This window comes from Streptomyces sp. NPDC043867, assembly GCF_056435845.1.
In genome coordinates this window covers 72,543-86,377 of the sequence record NZ_JBWKDS010000021.1, presented here as the reverse complement: position 1 = coordinate 86,377, position 13,835 = coordinate 72,543, and the positions used below count along the sequence as shown (strand labels likewise).

Genomic DNA, 13,835 nt, shown 5'->3' with positions numbered 1-13,835 from the left:
CCGGGCGTCCCGGCCGGAGTGACCCCGGCGCCCCGACCGGGTGCCCGCGGAGCGCGCCCGCCGTCGCCGGGGCGGGTCCCGCCCCGGAAGGCCCGCGCACATGTCCGTCCCCGCCATACCCCCCGTCCTCGCCGAGATCGTCCGTTCCGGCTTCGTCGAGGGCCGTCACCGGGGCAGCCTGGTGCTGCTGGCCGCGGACGGATCGGTGGACCTGGCTCTGGGAGACGTGCGTGCCCCCGTCTTCCCCCGGTCCTCCAACAAGCCGATGCAGGCGGCCGGTGTCCTGCGGGCGGGCCTCGACCTCGCGGGCGAGCGCCTGGCGCTGGCCGCCGCCAGCCACTCGGGCGAGCCCTTCCACCGTGACCTCGTCCAGAAGATGCTGACCGAGCACGGACTCACCCCGGAGCAGCTGCAGTGCCCCGCGGACCTGCCGCTGGACCCCGTCGAGGCCGAGACGTACCTGGCCGCCGGCGCGGTCCGGGACCGGGTGACCATGAACTGCTCCGGCAAGCACGCCGCCATGCTCGCCGTCTGCCGCCTGCGCGACTGGCCGCTGGACTCCTACCTGGACCCCGGCCATCCCCTCCAGCGGCTGATCCACTCCGTGGTGGAGGACGCGGCCGGCGAGCAGGTGGCCGCGGTCGGCACGGACGGCTGCGGCGCCCCGCTGATGGCGATCACGCTGACCGGTCTGGCCCGCGCCTTCCGCTCCTTCGTGCTGGCCGCGCCCGGCACCGCCGAGCGCCGGGTCGCCGACGCGATGCGCGCCCACCCGGAGTACGTCGCCGGCACCCGCCGTCCCGACACCTGGCTCATGCGGGAGGTGCCCGGCACGCTGTCGAAGATGGGCGCCGAGGCCGTCCAGGCGGTCGCCCTGCCCGACGGCCGCGCCCTCGCCTTCAAGATCGACGACGGCTCGGTCCGGGCGCTGGGCCCCGTCCTGGCCCGAGCCCTCGCCCTCCTCGGTGTGGACGCCCCGGTGGTGTCCCGCATCGGGCACGCGCCCCTGCTGGGTGCCGGCCGGGAGGTCGGGGAGATCCGCCCGGCGTTCTGAGCGCCGGAGGCCATCGGCACGCCCCTGCTGGGTGCCGGCCGGGAGGTCGGGGAGATCCGCCCGGCGTTCTGAGCGCCGGAGGCCATCGGCGTGACACGGGCGTGGACCGCGCGTGGAGCACCCGCGGGACGGGACGGTCGGGGCAGGGGCGCAGGGGGCGAAAACCCGGCGACACCCGCCCCGCCAGGGACCTAGCGTGACCTCATGACCCATCGTGACGACACCGACGTACGAGCGATCACGGAGGCCGAGATCCCCGACTGGATCCGCGCCCTGAACACCGGCTTCCTCCGGTCGCCGGCCGTGTCGGAGCAGGAGGTCGCCGACCGGTCTTCGTACATCGTCCCGGAGCGGACCCTGGGCGCCTTCGACGGTTCCCGGTGCGTGGCGACGTTCCGGTCGTTCCCGCAGGAGCTCACGGCGGTCGGCGGCGCCCCCGTACCCGCCGACGCCATCTCGAACGTGACCGTGACCGCCACGCACCGCCGCCGGGGACTGCTCACCCGCATGATGGCCCGGGACCTCGCGGCGGCGAAGGAGCGCGGCGACGTGGTGGCGACGCTGATCGCCGCCGAGTACCCGATCTACGGGCGGTACGGCTTCGGTGCCGCGACCACCGCCGCCGAGTGGACGGTCGACGTGCCGCGGACGGGCCTCGACCCCCGCTGGTCGGGCCCGGCCGACGGCGGCCGCATCGACCTCGTGGACGCCGAGGACGTACGCAAGAGCGGGCCCGAGCTGCACGAGAGGCTCCGGCGCGTCCAGCCCGGTGCCGTCAGCCGGGACGAGCGCTGGTGGCAGGTGAACACCGGCGCGCTGGTCCTGGACCGCGCGCCGTGGACCGAGCCCTTCTACGCCCTCTACCGCTCGGCGGCCGGTGAGGTCGAGGGCCTGGTCTCCTACGCGTCGGACGACAACTGGGGCGACGCGAAGCAGCCGCTCAACACGGCGTCGGTGAACTGGCTGATCGCGGTGACCCCGGCCGCGGAGCGGGCCCTGTGGCAGTACCTCTGCTCGATCGACTGGATCGCCCGCGTCAAGTCGGGCCGGCGGGCCCCGGACGACCTGCTGCCGCACCTCCTGCCCGACCCCCGCGCCGCCCGCATCACCACCCGGGCCGACTGGCTGTGGGTGCGGATCCTGGATGTCGTACGGGCCCTGGAGGCGCGTACGTACGACGGGACCGGGTCGCTGGTCCTCGAGGTCACCGACCGGGACGGGCTGTCGGCCGGACGGTACCTGCTCGACGCGGCGCCGGACGGCGCGTCCTGTGTCCCGACCGGGCGGGACGCGGAACTCACACTGGAGGCAGGCGAGTTGGCTTCCCTGTGGCTGGGCGACGAGTCGGCGGTGCGGCTCGCGGCGCTCGGCCGGGTGCGGGAGGAACGGGCGGGCGCCGCCTCCGTCGCCGACGCGCTGCTGCGCACCTCCAGGCGGCCGTGGTGCCCGGACGTCTTCTGACATCGCCCGAGCCCGTGACCAACGCCGATGGTGCTGACTCCACTTGGGGGTCCCGCCTGATCCCTCCTGCCTGACCCGGGCCCCCGCCTTCGGCCCGGCCACGGGCGGTTGCCGAGAAGCGGGACGCCGTCGTGGAGGAATCGCGGAAGTGGTCCGACGCCCTCTGGGCAACCATCGCGAGGGACCTGACACTCTCCTGGTGACTTCTGACGCGTCGAAGCGGACTGTCCGGGTGACGGAAGAGGCGCGGGTCCTGCGGGAGCTGACCGGCCGGGCACGCTTCGTGCTGCTCGGTTTCGACGGGCCGCTCTGCACGCTCTTCACCGTCCACAAGGCGGAACGAGTCGCCGGCGACCTCGTGAGGTGGCTGGAGGGACGCGGCCCGCGCGGTCTGCTGACGCAGGCGGAGCGCGAGTCCCCGGACCCGTACGGGCTCCTGCGCGCGGTCGGCCGCCGCCGCCCCGGTGACGGCCTCGTCGCGGAGCTGGAGGAGCGGCTCACGCGGGAGGAACTGCGCGCCGTGTCCTCGGCGATGCCCACGCCGTACGCGGATCCGCTGGTCCGCACGTGGACCGCGGTGGGCGTGCGGCTCGCCGTCGCCACGAACAGCTCCCCGCGCGTGGTCCGCGCTTACCTCGAATCCCGCGGGCTGCTCGCCTGCTTCGAGCCCCACATCCACGGCCGGACCCAGGAGCCGCACCTTCGCGAGCCCGACCCGCGCTGCCTCCCCCGGGCCCTCGCCGCACTGGGGGCCGACCCCGCCGCCGCCCTGATGATCGGCGACACCCCGTCCGACTTCCTGGCGGCCGGGCAGGCGGGTGTCCCCTTCCTCGGCCACGCCCGCAACGAGGCCAGGGACACGTGCCTGCGGGAGGCCGGCGCGGAGGTCACGGTGAACTCCCTGGAGCCGGTGCTGGCGGCGGTGCGGGGGTAGGCCCTGTCCCCCCGGTCCTTCACACCTTCAGGACGACCTTGCCCACCAGTTCCCGGCTCTCGACGGCCGCGTGGGCGTCGGCCGCCCGGTTCAGGGGGAACGTCCCGCCGATCACGGGGCGCAGGCGGCCCGCCGCGGCCTCGGTGAGGGCGGTGGTCGCGAGGCGGGTCCGGGCGGCGGTGTCGAACTGAAGGTCGCCGATGCCGAGGAGGGTGATGCCGCGGCGGGCCGCCTCCTCCCGGTCGACCGGGGCGAAGCCGCCGGTGGGGGCGCCGTGGGCCGAGAAGCGGCCGCCGTCCGCCGTCACCGGGAAGGCGGCCGAGCCGAGCTGTCCGCCGACGCCGTCGAGGACCACGTCGGCGGCGCGGTCGTCACCGCCGAGGGCCGCGGCGGCTGCCGCCGGCCAGTCGGGGAGCGTGGCGTCGACGGCCGCGTCGGCTCCCAGTTCCCGTACCAGGGCGAGCTTTCCGGCGCCCCGGGCGACCGCCACCACGCGGGCGTCCCGGGCGTGGGCCAGCTGGACGAGGAGCGTGCCCATGCCTCCGGAGGCGCCCAGGACCAGGACGCGGTCGGTGGCCCGGACCTCCGTCAGTTCCATCAGGCCGGCCGCGGTCACGCCGTCGTGGACCAGGGCGGCGGCCGTACGGAGGCCGACGCCGTCCGGGACGCAGACCAGGGCGGGGACCGGGGCGACGGCGCGCTCCGCGTAGCTGCCCGTCACGAAGGCGGTCACCCGTCGGCCCGGCCAGCGCCCGGGCACCCCGGGGCCCACGGCGCTCACCACCCCGGCCACCCCGCCGCCCGGCACGTACGGCGGGGTCACCGGGAAGAACTCGCGGCCCCAGCCGCCCCTGATCTGGGTCTCCACGAAGATCGTGTCCACGTAGGCGACGTCGATCACCACCTCGCCCGGGCCGGGGACCGGGTCGGGAACCTCCCCGGGCACCAGGACCTCCGGGCCGCCGAACGTCGTCACCTGTACTGCCAGCATCGTGCTCTCCTCGTGGACCGGCGCTACCGCGGATCGGTGCGGACGCACGGCAGTGTTCGGCCTCAAGCGCGCTTGAGGTCAAGGGTGCCGGGGCGGCCGGGGTGCGTAGGCTCGGGGCATGGCTGAAACGGGGCTGCGCGAGCGCAAGAAGCAGCGGATGTACCAGGCTGTCTCCGACATCGCGATCGGGCTCTTCCTGGACAGGGGGTTCGACGAGGTGTCCGTCGCCGAGGTGGCCGCCGCCGCGGAGATCTCCAAGCCGACCCTCTTCCGGTACTTCCCGGCCAAGGAGGACCTCGTCCTCCACCGGTTCGCCGACCACGAGGACGAGGCGGCGCGGGTGGTCGCCGGGCGTCCGGCGGGGGAGTCCGCGACCGGGGCGCTGCGGAGGCACTTCGTCGCGGGCCTGGAGCGGTTCGATCCCGTCACCGGGCTCAACGACGACCCCCGCGTCCTCGCCTTCCACCGGCTGCTCTACGGGACGCCGTCGCTCGCGGGACGCCTGCACGCGTACCTGGAGCGCTCGGAGTCGGCGCTCGCCGAGGCGCTCGGCGGCGACCTCGACGCCCGGCTCGCCGCCGGGCAGGTCATCGCCGTACAGCGCGTCCTCGCCCTGGAGAACTGGCGGCGGATGGCGGCCGGCGAACCGGCCGCGGAGGTCCGCGGCGAAGCCGTCGCCGCCGCCGAGCGGGCCTTCGGCCGACTGGAGCGGGCCCTGATCGCAACCGAGGCAAATATGTAACCGAGTAAAGTTATCCGTTACGCTCGATGGAATGACGTCACCCGACCAGTCCCCCGGCCCCGCCCGCGCCCTCACCCGTGAACGCGCCCACCACGAGATCTGCCGCGCCGCTCTCGCCGCCATGGCCGAGGGCGCCCGGGAACAGGTCGTCACCGGCGAGGACGTGTCCGCGTCCGGCGCCGACGCCGAAGTCCTCGGACACCGGTTCCGCAGCCGTGCCAAGGAACTGCGCGAGCTTCCCGAGGGCCCGCTGTTCTTCGGGCGGCTCGACTTCGACGCGAGCGGGGGCGAGCACGCCGGGGCGAGCTACCACATCGGCCGCCTCCGGATCACCGAGCAGCCCTCCGCCCCACCGCTCGTCGTCGACTGGCGCGCCCCCGTCTCGCGGGCCTTCTACCAGGCGAGCACCCGTGATCCGCAGGGCGTCGCCGTGCGCCGGCGGTTCGGCTGGGCACCCGGCAGCCGCGGGGACTCCGCCGACCTCACCGGCCTGGAGGACGAGCCCCTGACGGGCGGCGGCCCGGACGGTCACGGCGCACCCCGGGCGCCCGGGCAGGGCAGCGCCATCCTCGCCGACGAGATCGAACGTCCCCGTGTCGGGCCCATGCGGGACATCGCCGCGACCATCCAGCCCGAACAGGACGACCTCGTCCGGGGCGATCCGACGGTCTCGGTGTGCGTGCAGGGCGCGCCCGGCACCGGCAAGACGGCGGTCGGGCTGCACCGCGCCGCGTACCTCCTCTACACCTGCCCGCAGCGGGTCCGGCGCGGCGGCCTGCTGATCCTCGGACCCAACCGCACCTTCCTGTCGTACATCTCCGAGGTGCTGCCCGCCCTCGGCGAGACGGGGGTACGCCAGTCGACCGTCGGTGACGAGATCGCCCGGCACCCCGTCACCGCCGAGGACGACGAACGGGCCGCGGTCGTCAAGCACGACGCCCGGATGGCGCGGGTGCTGCACCGCGCCCTGTACGCGCGGGTGACGCCGGGCCGCGCCGACTCCCTGGCCGTGCCGGACGGCTCCTACCGGTGGCGGATCCCGGCCGCCGCCCTCGAACGGATCGTGGCGGGCGTACGGGCCGAGGAGCCGCCGTACGCGACCGGACGGGAGCGGGTGCGGACGCGGGCCGTGCGGTGTCTCCAGGCACAGGCGGAGCGGCGCGCCGGGCCGCGGACCGACGCCTGGGTGCAGAGGATCTCCCGGGCCCGGGCGATGAGCGCGTACGTCGACGCGGTCTGGCCCCGGGTGCGGGCCGAGGAGGTCGTGGCGGAGCTGCTCACCGATCCGCGGGCGCTCGCGGCGGCGGCGGACGGGATCCTCGACGCGGACGAGCAGCAGGCGCTCCTGTGGGCGAGAGCGCCGAGGTCGTACAGGTCGGCACGGTGGTCGGCCGCGGACCTCGTCCTTCTCGACGAGGTCGCGGGCATCCTCGAACACCCGCGGGGCTACGGCCACGTGGTGGTCGACGAGGCGCAGGACCTGTCACCGATGGAGTGCCGGGCGATCGCGCGGCGGGCGTCCTTCGGGTCGCTGACGGTGCTCGGGGACCTGGCGCAGGGCACGACCCCCTGGGCCGCCCGCACCTGGCCCGAGCTGCTGGCGCAGCTGGGCAAGCCGGACGCCCGGGTGGTGCCGCTGACCACCGGCTTCCGGGTGCCGGAGGCGGTGGTCGGGCTCGCCAACCGGCTCCTCGAACGGCTGGAGGTGGACGTGCCGAGGGCGCGGTCGCTGCGCAGGGACGGGGAGCTGACGGTCCGGCCGGCCGCCGATGTGCTCCCGGAGACGGTCGCCGCCGTGCGGGACGCCCTCGCCCACGAGGGGTCCGTCGGCGTCATCGAGGCCGACGCGGAGACCGTACGGGTACGGGAGGCGCTCGACGCCGGGGGCATCCCGTACGCCGGTCCTGGCGAGCCGGGCGCCCGGGTCACGGTGCTGGCCGCCTCCCTCGCCAAGGGCCTCGAGTACGACCATGTCGTGGCCGTCGAGCCGGCGGCGATCGCGGAGGCCGAGGCACGCGGTCTGCACCGGCTGTACGTGGTGCTGACCCGGGCGGTCTCGCGGCTGGACGTGGTGCACGCCCGCCCGCTGCCCTGGTGAGGCGGCACTCCGGCGCACCGGGACAGGGGCGGTCGGCCGGGCGGCCGTGATCAGGAAGCGGCCGCCGACGCGGCCTCCAGGACGGGGACCAGTACCTCCTCCTCGTAGGCCAGGTGTGCTTCGAGTTCGCCGGTGAGGCGGTCCACCTCGGCGAGCACGGTGCGGGGGTCCGCGTCCTCGGCGGAGACGGCCCGGCGCAGCTCTTCGAGGAGGGCGGCGATCCGCTCGTGCTCGTCGCGCAGGCGGTCCAGGGCCGGCGCGAGTCCGGGGTCGCGGCCGGCGGCGAACGGGAACAGTGCCGTGTCCTCGCCGGTGTGGTGAACGTGCAGCCCCTGGCAGAGGGTGAGGCAGTTGATGCGGAGCTGGGCGCCCAGGGCGGTGCCCGAGGCGGCGAACTCCTGCCGGATGAGGCCGAGTTCGTGCCGGACGGCCCGGTGGACCAGCTTCACGGCCTCGCCGGGGGAACTCGCCGCGAAGCTCGGCGGGCCGGCCACGGGGATCTCGCGGAGGGCGACGACGGGGATGACGCGTTCCGTCTTCGCCTGGTACTCCGCCCAGCCCGGGTCGGCCTCGACGGCGCGCGCGAAGACGTCGTCCCGCTCGGCGCCCTCCAGGACGAGGGCTTCGGCCTCGTACGTGAAGACGCCGTTCTCCACCGTGACGCGCGGGTGGGCGACCAGGTTGCGGTACCAGTCGGGGTGCCGGGGCGAGCCGCCGGCCGAGGCGATGACCAGGACCCGGCCGGCGCCGTCGGGGTAGTAACCGACGGGCGTCGTGTGCGGGGTGCCGGTCCGGGCGCCGGTGGTGGTCAGCAGGAGCAGGCGTGCTCCCTCGAAAGGACCGCCGACGCGGCCGCCGTTGGCACGGAACTCTTCGATGATCTGCTGGTTGAAGGGGTTGGGCATGCGCTGCTTTCGTCCGTGGGCCTGGATTCCTTCCTCTTCCGTGGTCCTCCCGACGCCTTTCCCCCGTTTCCGGGCAGGGGAGACCGCCACGGAGTGCGGACGCGCGCACCCGCGGTGAGGCGGAGAGGAGAAGAAAAAGAAGGGCGGACTCCTGGCCCGCCCGGGCCTCACTCGGAGGCCGGGCACCCAACTCGCTCACGGCACAAGGCCGACCCGGCAGTCATGCGGACGAACGTAGTGCGGGGCACGGCAGTTGGGCAATGTCCGGGGGAGCTGGTGATCCGGGCAGGGGCATATGGGGCTTTCGGCCAGAGCGGGGCTTCACGTCGGAGGTGGGGTGAGTTTGCTGGCCACGGCGTCGAGGACCCAGTCCAGGCCGGTTGCGAAGGATGTCTCGGCGTCCACGTCCGTGCCGTCGTACACGGCCTTGGCCAGCGCCGGGAAGCGGCCGGTGGCCAGTATTTTCGTCAGGTGCGGGCCGTAGGCGCGCTGCCAGTCGTGCTTGGACAGGCCCGTGGCGCGCTCGGCCCGCAGATTCGCGATCTCGCGCCTGATCGCGCCAATGAAGTAGGCGCTGACAGTCTCCACGGCGCGCATGACGGTGTCGACATCCGCGAGGCCGTCGAAGGCGGCCAGCGTGGCCTCGGCCACGGCGAGGCCGTTCGGACCCAGGGCCGGGCGGCCCCCGAGCAGGTCGGCCAGCCATTCGTGACGGAGAGCGGCCTGCCTGGTGCGCTGGGCGAGGGTGCGCAGCGCCTCCCGCCAGTCACCGGGCTGTTCCGCGGGGAGGATCTCGGCCTGGACCTCGTCCACCATGAGGTCGAACAGCTCCTCCTTGGTGGAGATGTGTCTGTACAGCCGCATCGGGCCGGCGTCCAGGCGGGCCGCGACCTTGCGCACCGACACCGCCTCAAGCCCGCCCTCGTCAGCCAGTGCGATGGCGGCGGCGACGATCCGCTCCCGGTCGAGCGGCACGGGTTGAGTCGGCGGTTCCGGCCGGTCCCAGACAGTCATGCCCACACCGTACCGTTGCAATACATCGTATGCGATCAATACAGTGTATTGACATGAGACATCGCATCGCAGTGGTCGGGAGCGGTCCTGCCGGCCTTACCCTCGCCCGCGTCCTGCACCGCCATGGCCACCCCGTCACCGTCCTCGAACGCGACCCCGCCCCCGACGCCCGCCCCCCGGGCGGCACCCTGGACCTGCATGAAGGGATGGGCCAGCGCGCGCTGGACAAGGCGGGGCTGCGGGAAGAGTTCCGGGCGCTGTCCCGTCCCGAGGGGCAGGCCATGCGCATCCTTGACACGGACGGGACCAACCTGCGCGACTGGCGACCCCGTCCGGACGACCGGGCCAATCCCGAGATCGACCGCGGGCAACTCCGTGACCTGCTGCTCGGCCCTCTCGACGTCCAGTGGGGCCGGGGCGTGACGCGGGTGGTGCCAGGGACCCGGGACGGCGTACTGGTCCATTTCGCGGACGGCCGACAGGAGGCGTTCGACCTCGTGGTCGGCGCTGACGGCGCCTGGTCCCGGACCCGTCCGGCCGTCTCGTCGGCGACACCGCAGTACACCGGCGTCACCTATGTCGAGACCTCCCTCGACGACGTCGACACCCGCCACCCCGACCTCGCCCGGCTGATCGGCGACGGTTCCGTGGCTGTGTACGGCGTGAACCGCGGACTCGTCGCCCAGCGCAACAGCGGCGGCCACGTCAAGGTCTACGCCCAGTTCCGGGCGCCGCTGGACTGGCACACGCACCTGGACCCGGCCGATGTCGAGGCCGTGCGGTCGAGCCTGCTGGCCCTGTTCGACGGCTGGGCCGCTCCCGTCCTCGACCTCCTCCGTCACGGCGCCGCTTTCGTCCACCGCCCCCTCTACGTCCTGCCCGTGTCCCACACCTGGACCCACGTCCCCGGGGTGACGCTCCTGGGCGACGCCGCCCACCTGATGCCCCCACTGGGGGCGGGCGCGAACCTCGCGATGCTGGAAGGCGCCGAACTCGCCGAGTCCATCGCCGCCGCCTCCGGTCCTGGACATCTGGACGAATCCGTCCGCGCCTTCGAGGAGCAGATGTGGGCACGGGCCGGCAGATGGGCGAAGATCACGACGGCCGGTCTGGAACGCCTCGTGAGCCCGGACCCCGCCGAAGCCCTCACACTCTTCGACCAAGTCCAGCCATCCTGACCGCCCGGTGGGGCTGCTCGCCGGGTCACGGGGGCGGCCCGGTGCCCCGGGGGAGTGGCGTGGCGCACTTTTGCAAGCGGACGCTTGCAATTGTTAGCAGGGGTGGGGCAAGGTAGCGGCATGGCATCGCTCAACGTCGGCAATCTCGGTGAGTACCTGCGCGAGCAGCGGCGCAACGCGCAGCTGTCGCTGCGGCAGCTCGCCGACGCCGCCGGGGTGTCCAATCCGTATCTGAGCCAGATCGAGCGCGGGCTGCGCAAGCCGAGCGCGGAGGTGTTGCAGCAGGTCGCCAAGGCCCTGCGGATCTCCGCCGAGACGCTGTACGTGCGGGCCGGCATCCTCGACGCCGAGCGGGACCGGGACGAGGTGGAGACGCGCGCCGTCATCCTCGCCGATCCCACGCTGACCGAGCGGCAGAAGCAGGTGCTGCTCCAGATCTACGAGTCCTTCCGCAAGGAGAACGGGTTCGAGATAGCCGTGGCCGCCGAGGGCGTTCGGGAGACCGCCGTTCGGGACACCGACGCGCAGGCGGCCCCCGGCACGCAGCACACCCAAGACATACCTGATGTAACGGACACCACCCGCCGCGGCCCCCGCACGGCCGACGGCAGCGATGCCGGCCCGCAGCAGACGGCCGGTTGAGAACCCGCGGGCCTTCTCCGCAGCGGACCACCCACACCCTCAGTCGACAGCCGATCCGGGAGGACCACCCTCATGGCCATCACCGACGACATCCGCAAGGCCGCCACCGACCCGACGCCGCTGTACTTCCTGGCCGGCACCGCCGACCTCGCCGTCCAGCAGGCCAAGAAGGTGCCGGCGCTCGTGGAGCAGCTCCGCGCCGAGGCCCCGGCGCGGATCGAGACCGTGCGCAACATCGATCCGGCCGCCGTCCAGGAGAGGGCCGGCGCCCGTGCCAAGGAGGCGCAGGCGACCCTCCAGACCAAGGTGACCGGCCTCATCGGCACCTTCGACACCGACCTGAAGAAGATCGGTGAGTCCGCCCAGGACCTCGCGCTGCGCGGTGTCGGCGTCGCCGCCGAGTACGCGGTGAAGGCCCGCGAGGCGTACGAGAAGGTCGCCGAGCACGGTGAGCAGACCGTGAAGACCTGGCGCGGCGAGGCGGCCGACAGCATCGAGGAGCTGGCCGTGGCCGTCGAGCCGAAGGCCGAGCCGGGCGAGATCAAGGTCGAGGACAAGCCCGCCGGGACCGGCCCCGTGGCCGCCGCGCCCGTGCAGGCCGCGCCGGCGGCGAAGAAGGCCCCGGCCAAGAAGAGCACCGCCAAGAAGACGACCCCGCCCGTCAAGTAGCACGGTCCGCGACCGCCCCCGGGCGGTCGGAGGAGCGGTGAGCGGAGCCGGGCACCCTCGGGGTGCCCGGCCCGTTCTCCGGGTACGGTTGCCGCGTTGATGTCGTAGGAACGGGCGGTGGGCAGCATGTTGATGTTGGGCTTCGCGGGGTTGTTGGGACTGCTGAAGATCGTCCTCATGGCCCTCGCCGCCTTCGGGCTGTTCGACGCGGCCTTCCGTCGCGAGGACGCGTTCCGAGCGGCGGACAAGCAGACGAAGCCGTTCTGGCTGATCATCCTGGGGCTCGCCCTGGTGGTGAGCTACCTCTTCTCGATCCTGTCGTTCCTGCCGATCATCGGCGTCATCGCCAGCATCGTCTACATCGTCGACGTCCGGCCCGCGGTGCGTACGGCCTCCGGCGGTGGCGGCGGCCGCGGTCGCCGCGGTTCCAGCAGCGACGGCCCGTACGGCCCGTACAACGGCGGTCGCTGAACGGCCCAGCACCTGCCTCGTACCGCGCGCCGGCCCTGCTTCGGCCTCCGCCGGCCGGCAGGGCGCGCGGCATTCCGACACCGGCCCCCGCCACGCGAACTCGAACCCCGTCATGGAGAGTCGAGCAGCGTCGGCGGGGGCTTCGTCATGCGCGCGCCGCACGGCCGGCGGGCCCGGGGCAGCCGGCCGGCGTCCGTCAGACGGTGCGGTCGAGCAGGAGGACCGCCACGTCGTCGGTCAGCTCACCGCCGTTGAGGTCCCTGACCTCGTTCACCGTCACGCGCAGCAGCTCCTCGCCCTCCAGGCCCTCGGCGATCCGGCGGCGCACCAGCTCCACCATGCCGTCCTGGCCGAGCCGCTCCTTGCCGTCGCCGACGCGGCCCTCGATCAGACCGTCGGTGTAGAGCATCAGGCTCCAGGCGGCGCCCAGCTCCACCTGCATGCGCGGCCAGCGGGCCTGGGGCAGCAGACCGAGTGCCGGACCGCCGTACTCGTACGGCAGCAGCCGCGCCGGGCGTCCCGGGCGGGCGATCAGGGGGGAGGGGTGACCGGCCAGGCACAGGCCGGCCCGGCGGCCGTCCGGCGCGATGTCCACCGTGCAGAGGGTCGCGAAGATCTCGTCGTTGTCGCGCTCGTGCTCCAGCACCTGCTGGAGCGTCGAGAGCAGCTCGTCCCCGCACAGTCCGGCCAGCGTCAGCGCCCGCCACGCGATGCGCAGCTCCACGCCGAGCGCCGCCTCGTCGGGGCCGTGCCCGCAGACGTCGCCGATCATGGCGTGCACCGTGCCGTCGGGGGTGCGGACGGTGTCGTAGAAGTCGCCGCCGAGCAGCGCGCGGGAGCGTCCCGGGCGGTAGCGGGCCGCGAAACGCAGCGAGGAGCCGTCCAGCAGCGGTGTCGGCAGGAGCCCGCGCTCCAGCCGGGCGTTCTCCTGGGCGCGCAGCCGGGACTCGGTCAGCCGGCGCTCGGCCGTGTCGGAACGCTTCCGCTCCACCGCGTACCGGATGGCACGGCTCAGCAGCCGTCCGTCGAGTTCCTCGCGCAGGAGGTAGTCCTGGGCGCCCACCCGGACCGCCTCGGCGCCGCGCTCGGCGTCGCCGGACCCGGTGAGGGCCAGGACCGCGTGCCGGGGCGCCAGCTGGAGGACGTGCTTGAGGGTGGCCAGCTCGTCGCCGCTCCCGGCGGCGCGGCCGGGCGCGGGCAGTGTCAGGTCGAGCAGGATGCAGTGGACGTCGTCGGTGAGCAGCCGCTCGGCCTCGGTGAGGTTGCGCGCGGTGCGGATGCGGATGGGCTTGCCGGCCGCGTCCAGCATCCGGGGCACGCTCAGCGCACCCGCCGGGTCGTCCTCGATCACCAGCAGGGTGAGAGGGGTGGCGCCGTCGGCGGGAGCCGTGGGGCCGGCCGCCGGTGCGCTCGCGAACGGGGCAACGGGTGAGGACGCGGCCTGAGCCTGACCACTCTCCACGGCCGGGATCGCTCTCTGCCGCGGTACGGGTGCGGGCATCGTTGTGGGTTCCTTCCCTCCCCCCGAGGGTGTGGTGGGGCGAAGGTCCGACCCACCGACGGGGACCATAGCGGTAGCCGGCGCCGCAGCGGAATGGTGCGCGGAAAACGGCCTCCGTCATATGCCGCATCCCGTACCGCAATTGGGCACGGGACCGTCACGCGGGTAATGACGA

13 protein-coding genes are annotated in these 13,835 nt (G+C 73.9%); 9 read left to right on the top strand and 4 right to left on the bottom strand.

Annotated elements, in window-relative coordinates; all coding sequences use genetic code 11:
- The first annotated feature begins 100 nt into the window (after positions 1 to 100).
- The 3 genes from AC069T_RS21660 (at position 101) to AC069T_RS21650 (ending at position 3,449) form a co-directional block, all read left to right on the top strand.
- The gene (locus AC069T_RS21660; protein WP_478784302.1) at positions 101 to 1,054 is read left to right on the top strand and encodes an asparaginase; all 954 of its coding nucleotides are present in this window, start codon (positions 101 to 103) and stop codon (positions 1,052 to 1,054) included.
- 204 nt (positions 1,055 to 1,258) lie between these two features.
- Entirely contained in the window at positions 1,259 to 2,515 is a 1,257-nt protein-coding gene (locus tag AC069T_RS21655; protein ID WP_478784301.1) for a GNAT family N-acetyltransferase, read from the top strand.
- A gap of 199 nt (positions 2,516 to 2,714) precedes the next feature.
- Positions 2,715 to 3,449, top strand: a complete 735-nt coding sequence (locus AC069T_RS21650; RefSeq protein ID WP_478784300.1) for an HAD family hydrolase — start codon at positions 2,715 to 2,717, stop codon at positions 3,447 to 3,449.
- Between the two features lie 19 nt (positions 3,450 to 3,468).
- Here the strand turns inward: AC069T_RS21650 and AC069T_RS21645 are convergent, their stop codons facing one another.
- Positions 3,469 to 4,440: a zinc-binding dehydrogenase gene (locus AC069T_RS21645; RefSeq protein ID WP_478784299.1), complete on the bottom strand. Its 972-nt coding sequence runs from the start codon at positions 4,438 to 4,440 to the stop codon at positions 3,469 to 3,471.
- 118 nt (positions 4,441 to 4,558) lie between these two features.
- Between AC069T_RS21645 and AC069T_RS21640 the strand changes: the two genes are divergently transcribed.
- Both AC069T_RS21640 and AC069T_RS21635 read left to right on the top strand, forming a co-directional pair.
- Entirely contained in the window at positions 4,559 to 5,182 is a 624-nt protein-coding gene (locus AC069T_RS21640) for a TetR family transcriptional regulator (RefSeq protein ID WP_478784298.1), read from the top strand.
- Between the two features lie 31 nt (positions 5,183 to 5,213).
- Entirely contained in the window at positions 5,214 to 7,280 is a 2,067-nt protein-coding gene (locus tag AC069T_RS21635; protein ID WP_478784297.1) for a HelD family protein, read from the top strand.
- Between the two features lie 50 nt (positions 7,281 to 7,330).
- Here the strand turns inward: AC069T_RS21635 and AC069T_RS21630 are convergent, their stop codons facing one another.
- Complete coding sequence (locus AC069T_RS21630) at positions 7,331 to 8,185, bottom strand: nitroreductase/quinone reductase family protein (protein ID WP_478784296.1); 855 nt, start codon at positions 8,183 to 8,185, stop codon at positions 7,331 to 7,333.
- 321 nt (positions 8,186 to 8,506) lie between these two features.
- Positions 8,507 to 9,199, bottom strand: coding sequence for a TetR/AcrR family transcriptional regulator (locus AC069T_RS21625; RefSeq protein ID WP_478784295.1), 693 nt, complete (start codon positions 9,197 to 9,199; stop codon positions 8,507 to 8,509).
- Between the two features lie 53 nt (positions 9,200 to 9,252).
- Here AC069T_RS21625 and AC069T_RS21620 point away from each other — a divergent pair, with 53 nt between their 5' ends.
- The 4 genes from AC069T_RS21620 (at position 9,253) to AC069T_RS21605 (ending at position 12,159) form a co-directional block, all read left to right on the top strand.
- On the top strand, positions 9,253 to 10,377 hold the full coding sequence (locus AC069T_RS21620; RefSeq protein WP_478784294.1) for an FAD-dependent oxidoreductase: 1,125 nt from the start codon (positions 9,253 to 9,255) through the stop codon (positions 10,375 to 10,377).
- A 120-nt stretch (positions 10,378 to 10,497) separates the two neighbouring features.
- The gene (locus tag AC069T_RS21615) at positions 10,498 to 11,019 is read left to right on the top strand and encodes a helix-turn-helix domain-containing protein (protein WP_478784293.1); all 522 of its coding nucleotides are present in this window, start codon (positions 10,498 to 10,500) and stop codon (positions 11,017 to 11,019) included.
- A gap of 72 nt (positions 11,020 to 11,091) precedes the next feature.
- Positions 11,092 to 11,688 (top strand): hypothetical protein, encoded by a 597-nt coding sequence (locus tag AC069T_RS21610; protein WP_478784292.1) that lies wholly within the window; start codon positions 11,092 to 11,094, stop codon positions 11,686 to 11,688.
- A gap of 126 nt (positions 11,689 to 11,814) precedes the next feature.
- Positions 11,815 to 12,159, top strand: a complete 345-nt coding sequence (locus AC069T_RS21605; RefSeq protein WP_356169599.1) for a DUF2516 family protein — start codon at positions 11,815 to 11,817, stop codon at positions 12,157 to 12,159.
- 196 nt (positions 12,160 to 12,355) lie between these two features.
- Here the strand turns inward: AC069T_RS21605 and AC069T_RS21600 are convergent, their stop codons facing one another.
- Positions 12,356 to 13,660 carry a PP2C family protein-serine/threonine phosphatase gene (locus AC069T_RS21600; RefSeq protein WP_478784291.1) on the bottom strand — a complete coding sequence of 435 codons (1,305 nt, stop codon included), beginning with the start codon at positions 13,658 to 13,660 and terminating at the stop codon, positions 12,356 to 12,358.
- Positions 13,661 to 13,835 lie beyond the last annotated feature (175 nt).

What these genes read in the sequence shown, in the direction of transcription:
- AC069T_RS21660 (WP_478784302.1), top strand. Translation starts at nt 101, where the DNA reads ATGTCCGTCCCCGCCATACCCCCCGTCCTCGCCGAGATCGTCCGTTCC.
- AC069T_RS21655 (WP_478784301.1), top strand. Translation starts at nt 1,259, where the DNA reads ATGACCCATCGTGACGACACCGACGTACGAGCGATCACGGAGGCCGAG.
- AC069T_RS21645 (WP_478784299.1), bottom strand. Translation starts at nt 4,440, where the DNA reads ATGCTGGCAGTACAGGTGACGACGTTCGGCGGCCCGGAGGTCCTGGTG.
- AC069T_RS21640 (WP_478784298.1), top strand. Translation starts at nt 4,559, where the DNA reads ATGGCTGAAACGGGGCTGCGCGAGCGCAAGAAGCAGCGGATGTACCAG.
- AC069T_RS21635 (WP_478784297.1), top strand. Translation starts at nt 5,214, where the DNA reads ATGACGTCACCCGACCAGTCCCCCGGCCCCGCCCGCGCCCTCACCCGT.
- AC069T_RS21630 (WP_478784296.1), bottom strand. Translation starts at nt 8,185, where the DNA reads ATGCCCAACCCCTTCAACCAGCAGATCATCGAAGAGTTCCGTGCCAAC.
- AC069T_RS21625 (WP_478784295.1), bottom strand. Translation starts at nt 9,199, where the DNA reads ATGACTGTCTGGGACCGGCCGGAACCGCCGACTCAACCCGTGCCGCTC.
- AC069T_RS21620 (WP_478784294.1), top strand. Translation starts at nt 9,253, where the DNA reads ATGAGACATCGCATCGCAGTGGTCGGGAGCGGTCCTGCCGGCCTTACC.
- AC069T_RS21615 (WP_478784293.1), top strand. Translation starts at nt 10,498, where the DNA reads ATGGCATCGCTCAACGTCGGCAATCTCGGTGAGTACCTGCGCGAGCAG.
- AC069T_RS21610 (WP_478784292.1), top strand. Translation starts at nt 11,092, where the DNA reads ATGGCCATCACCGACGACATCCGCAAGGCCGCCACCGACCCGACGCCG.
- AC069T_RS21605 (WP_356169599.1), top strand. Translation starts at nt 11,815, where the DNA reads ATGTTGATGTTGGGCTTCGCGGGGTTGTTGGGACTGCTGAAGATCGTC.
- AC069T_RS21600 (WP_478784291.1), bottom strand. Translation starts at nt 13,660, where the DNA reads ATGCCCGCACCCGTACCGCGGCAGAGAGCGATCCCGGCCGTGGAGAGT.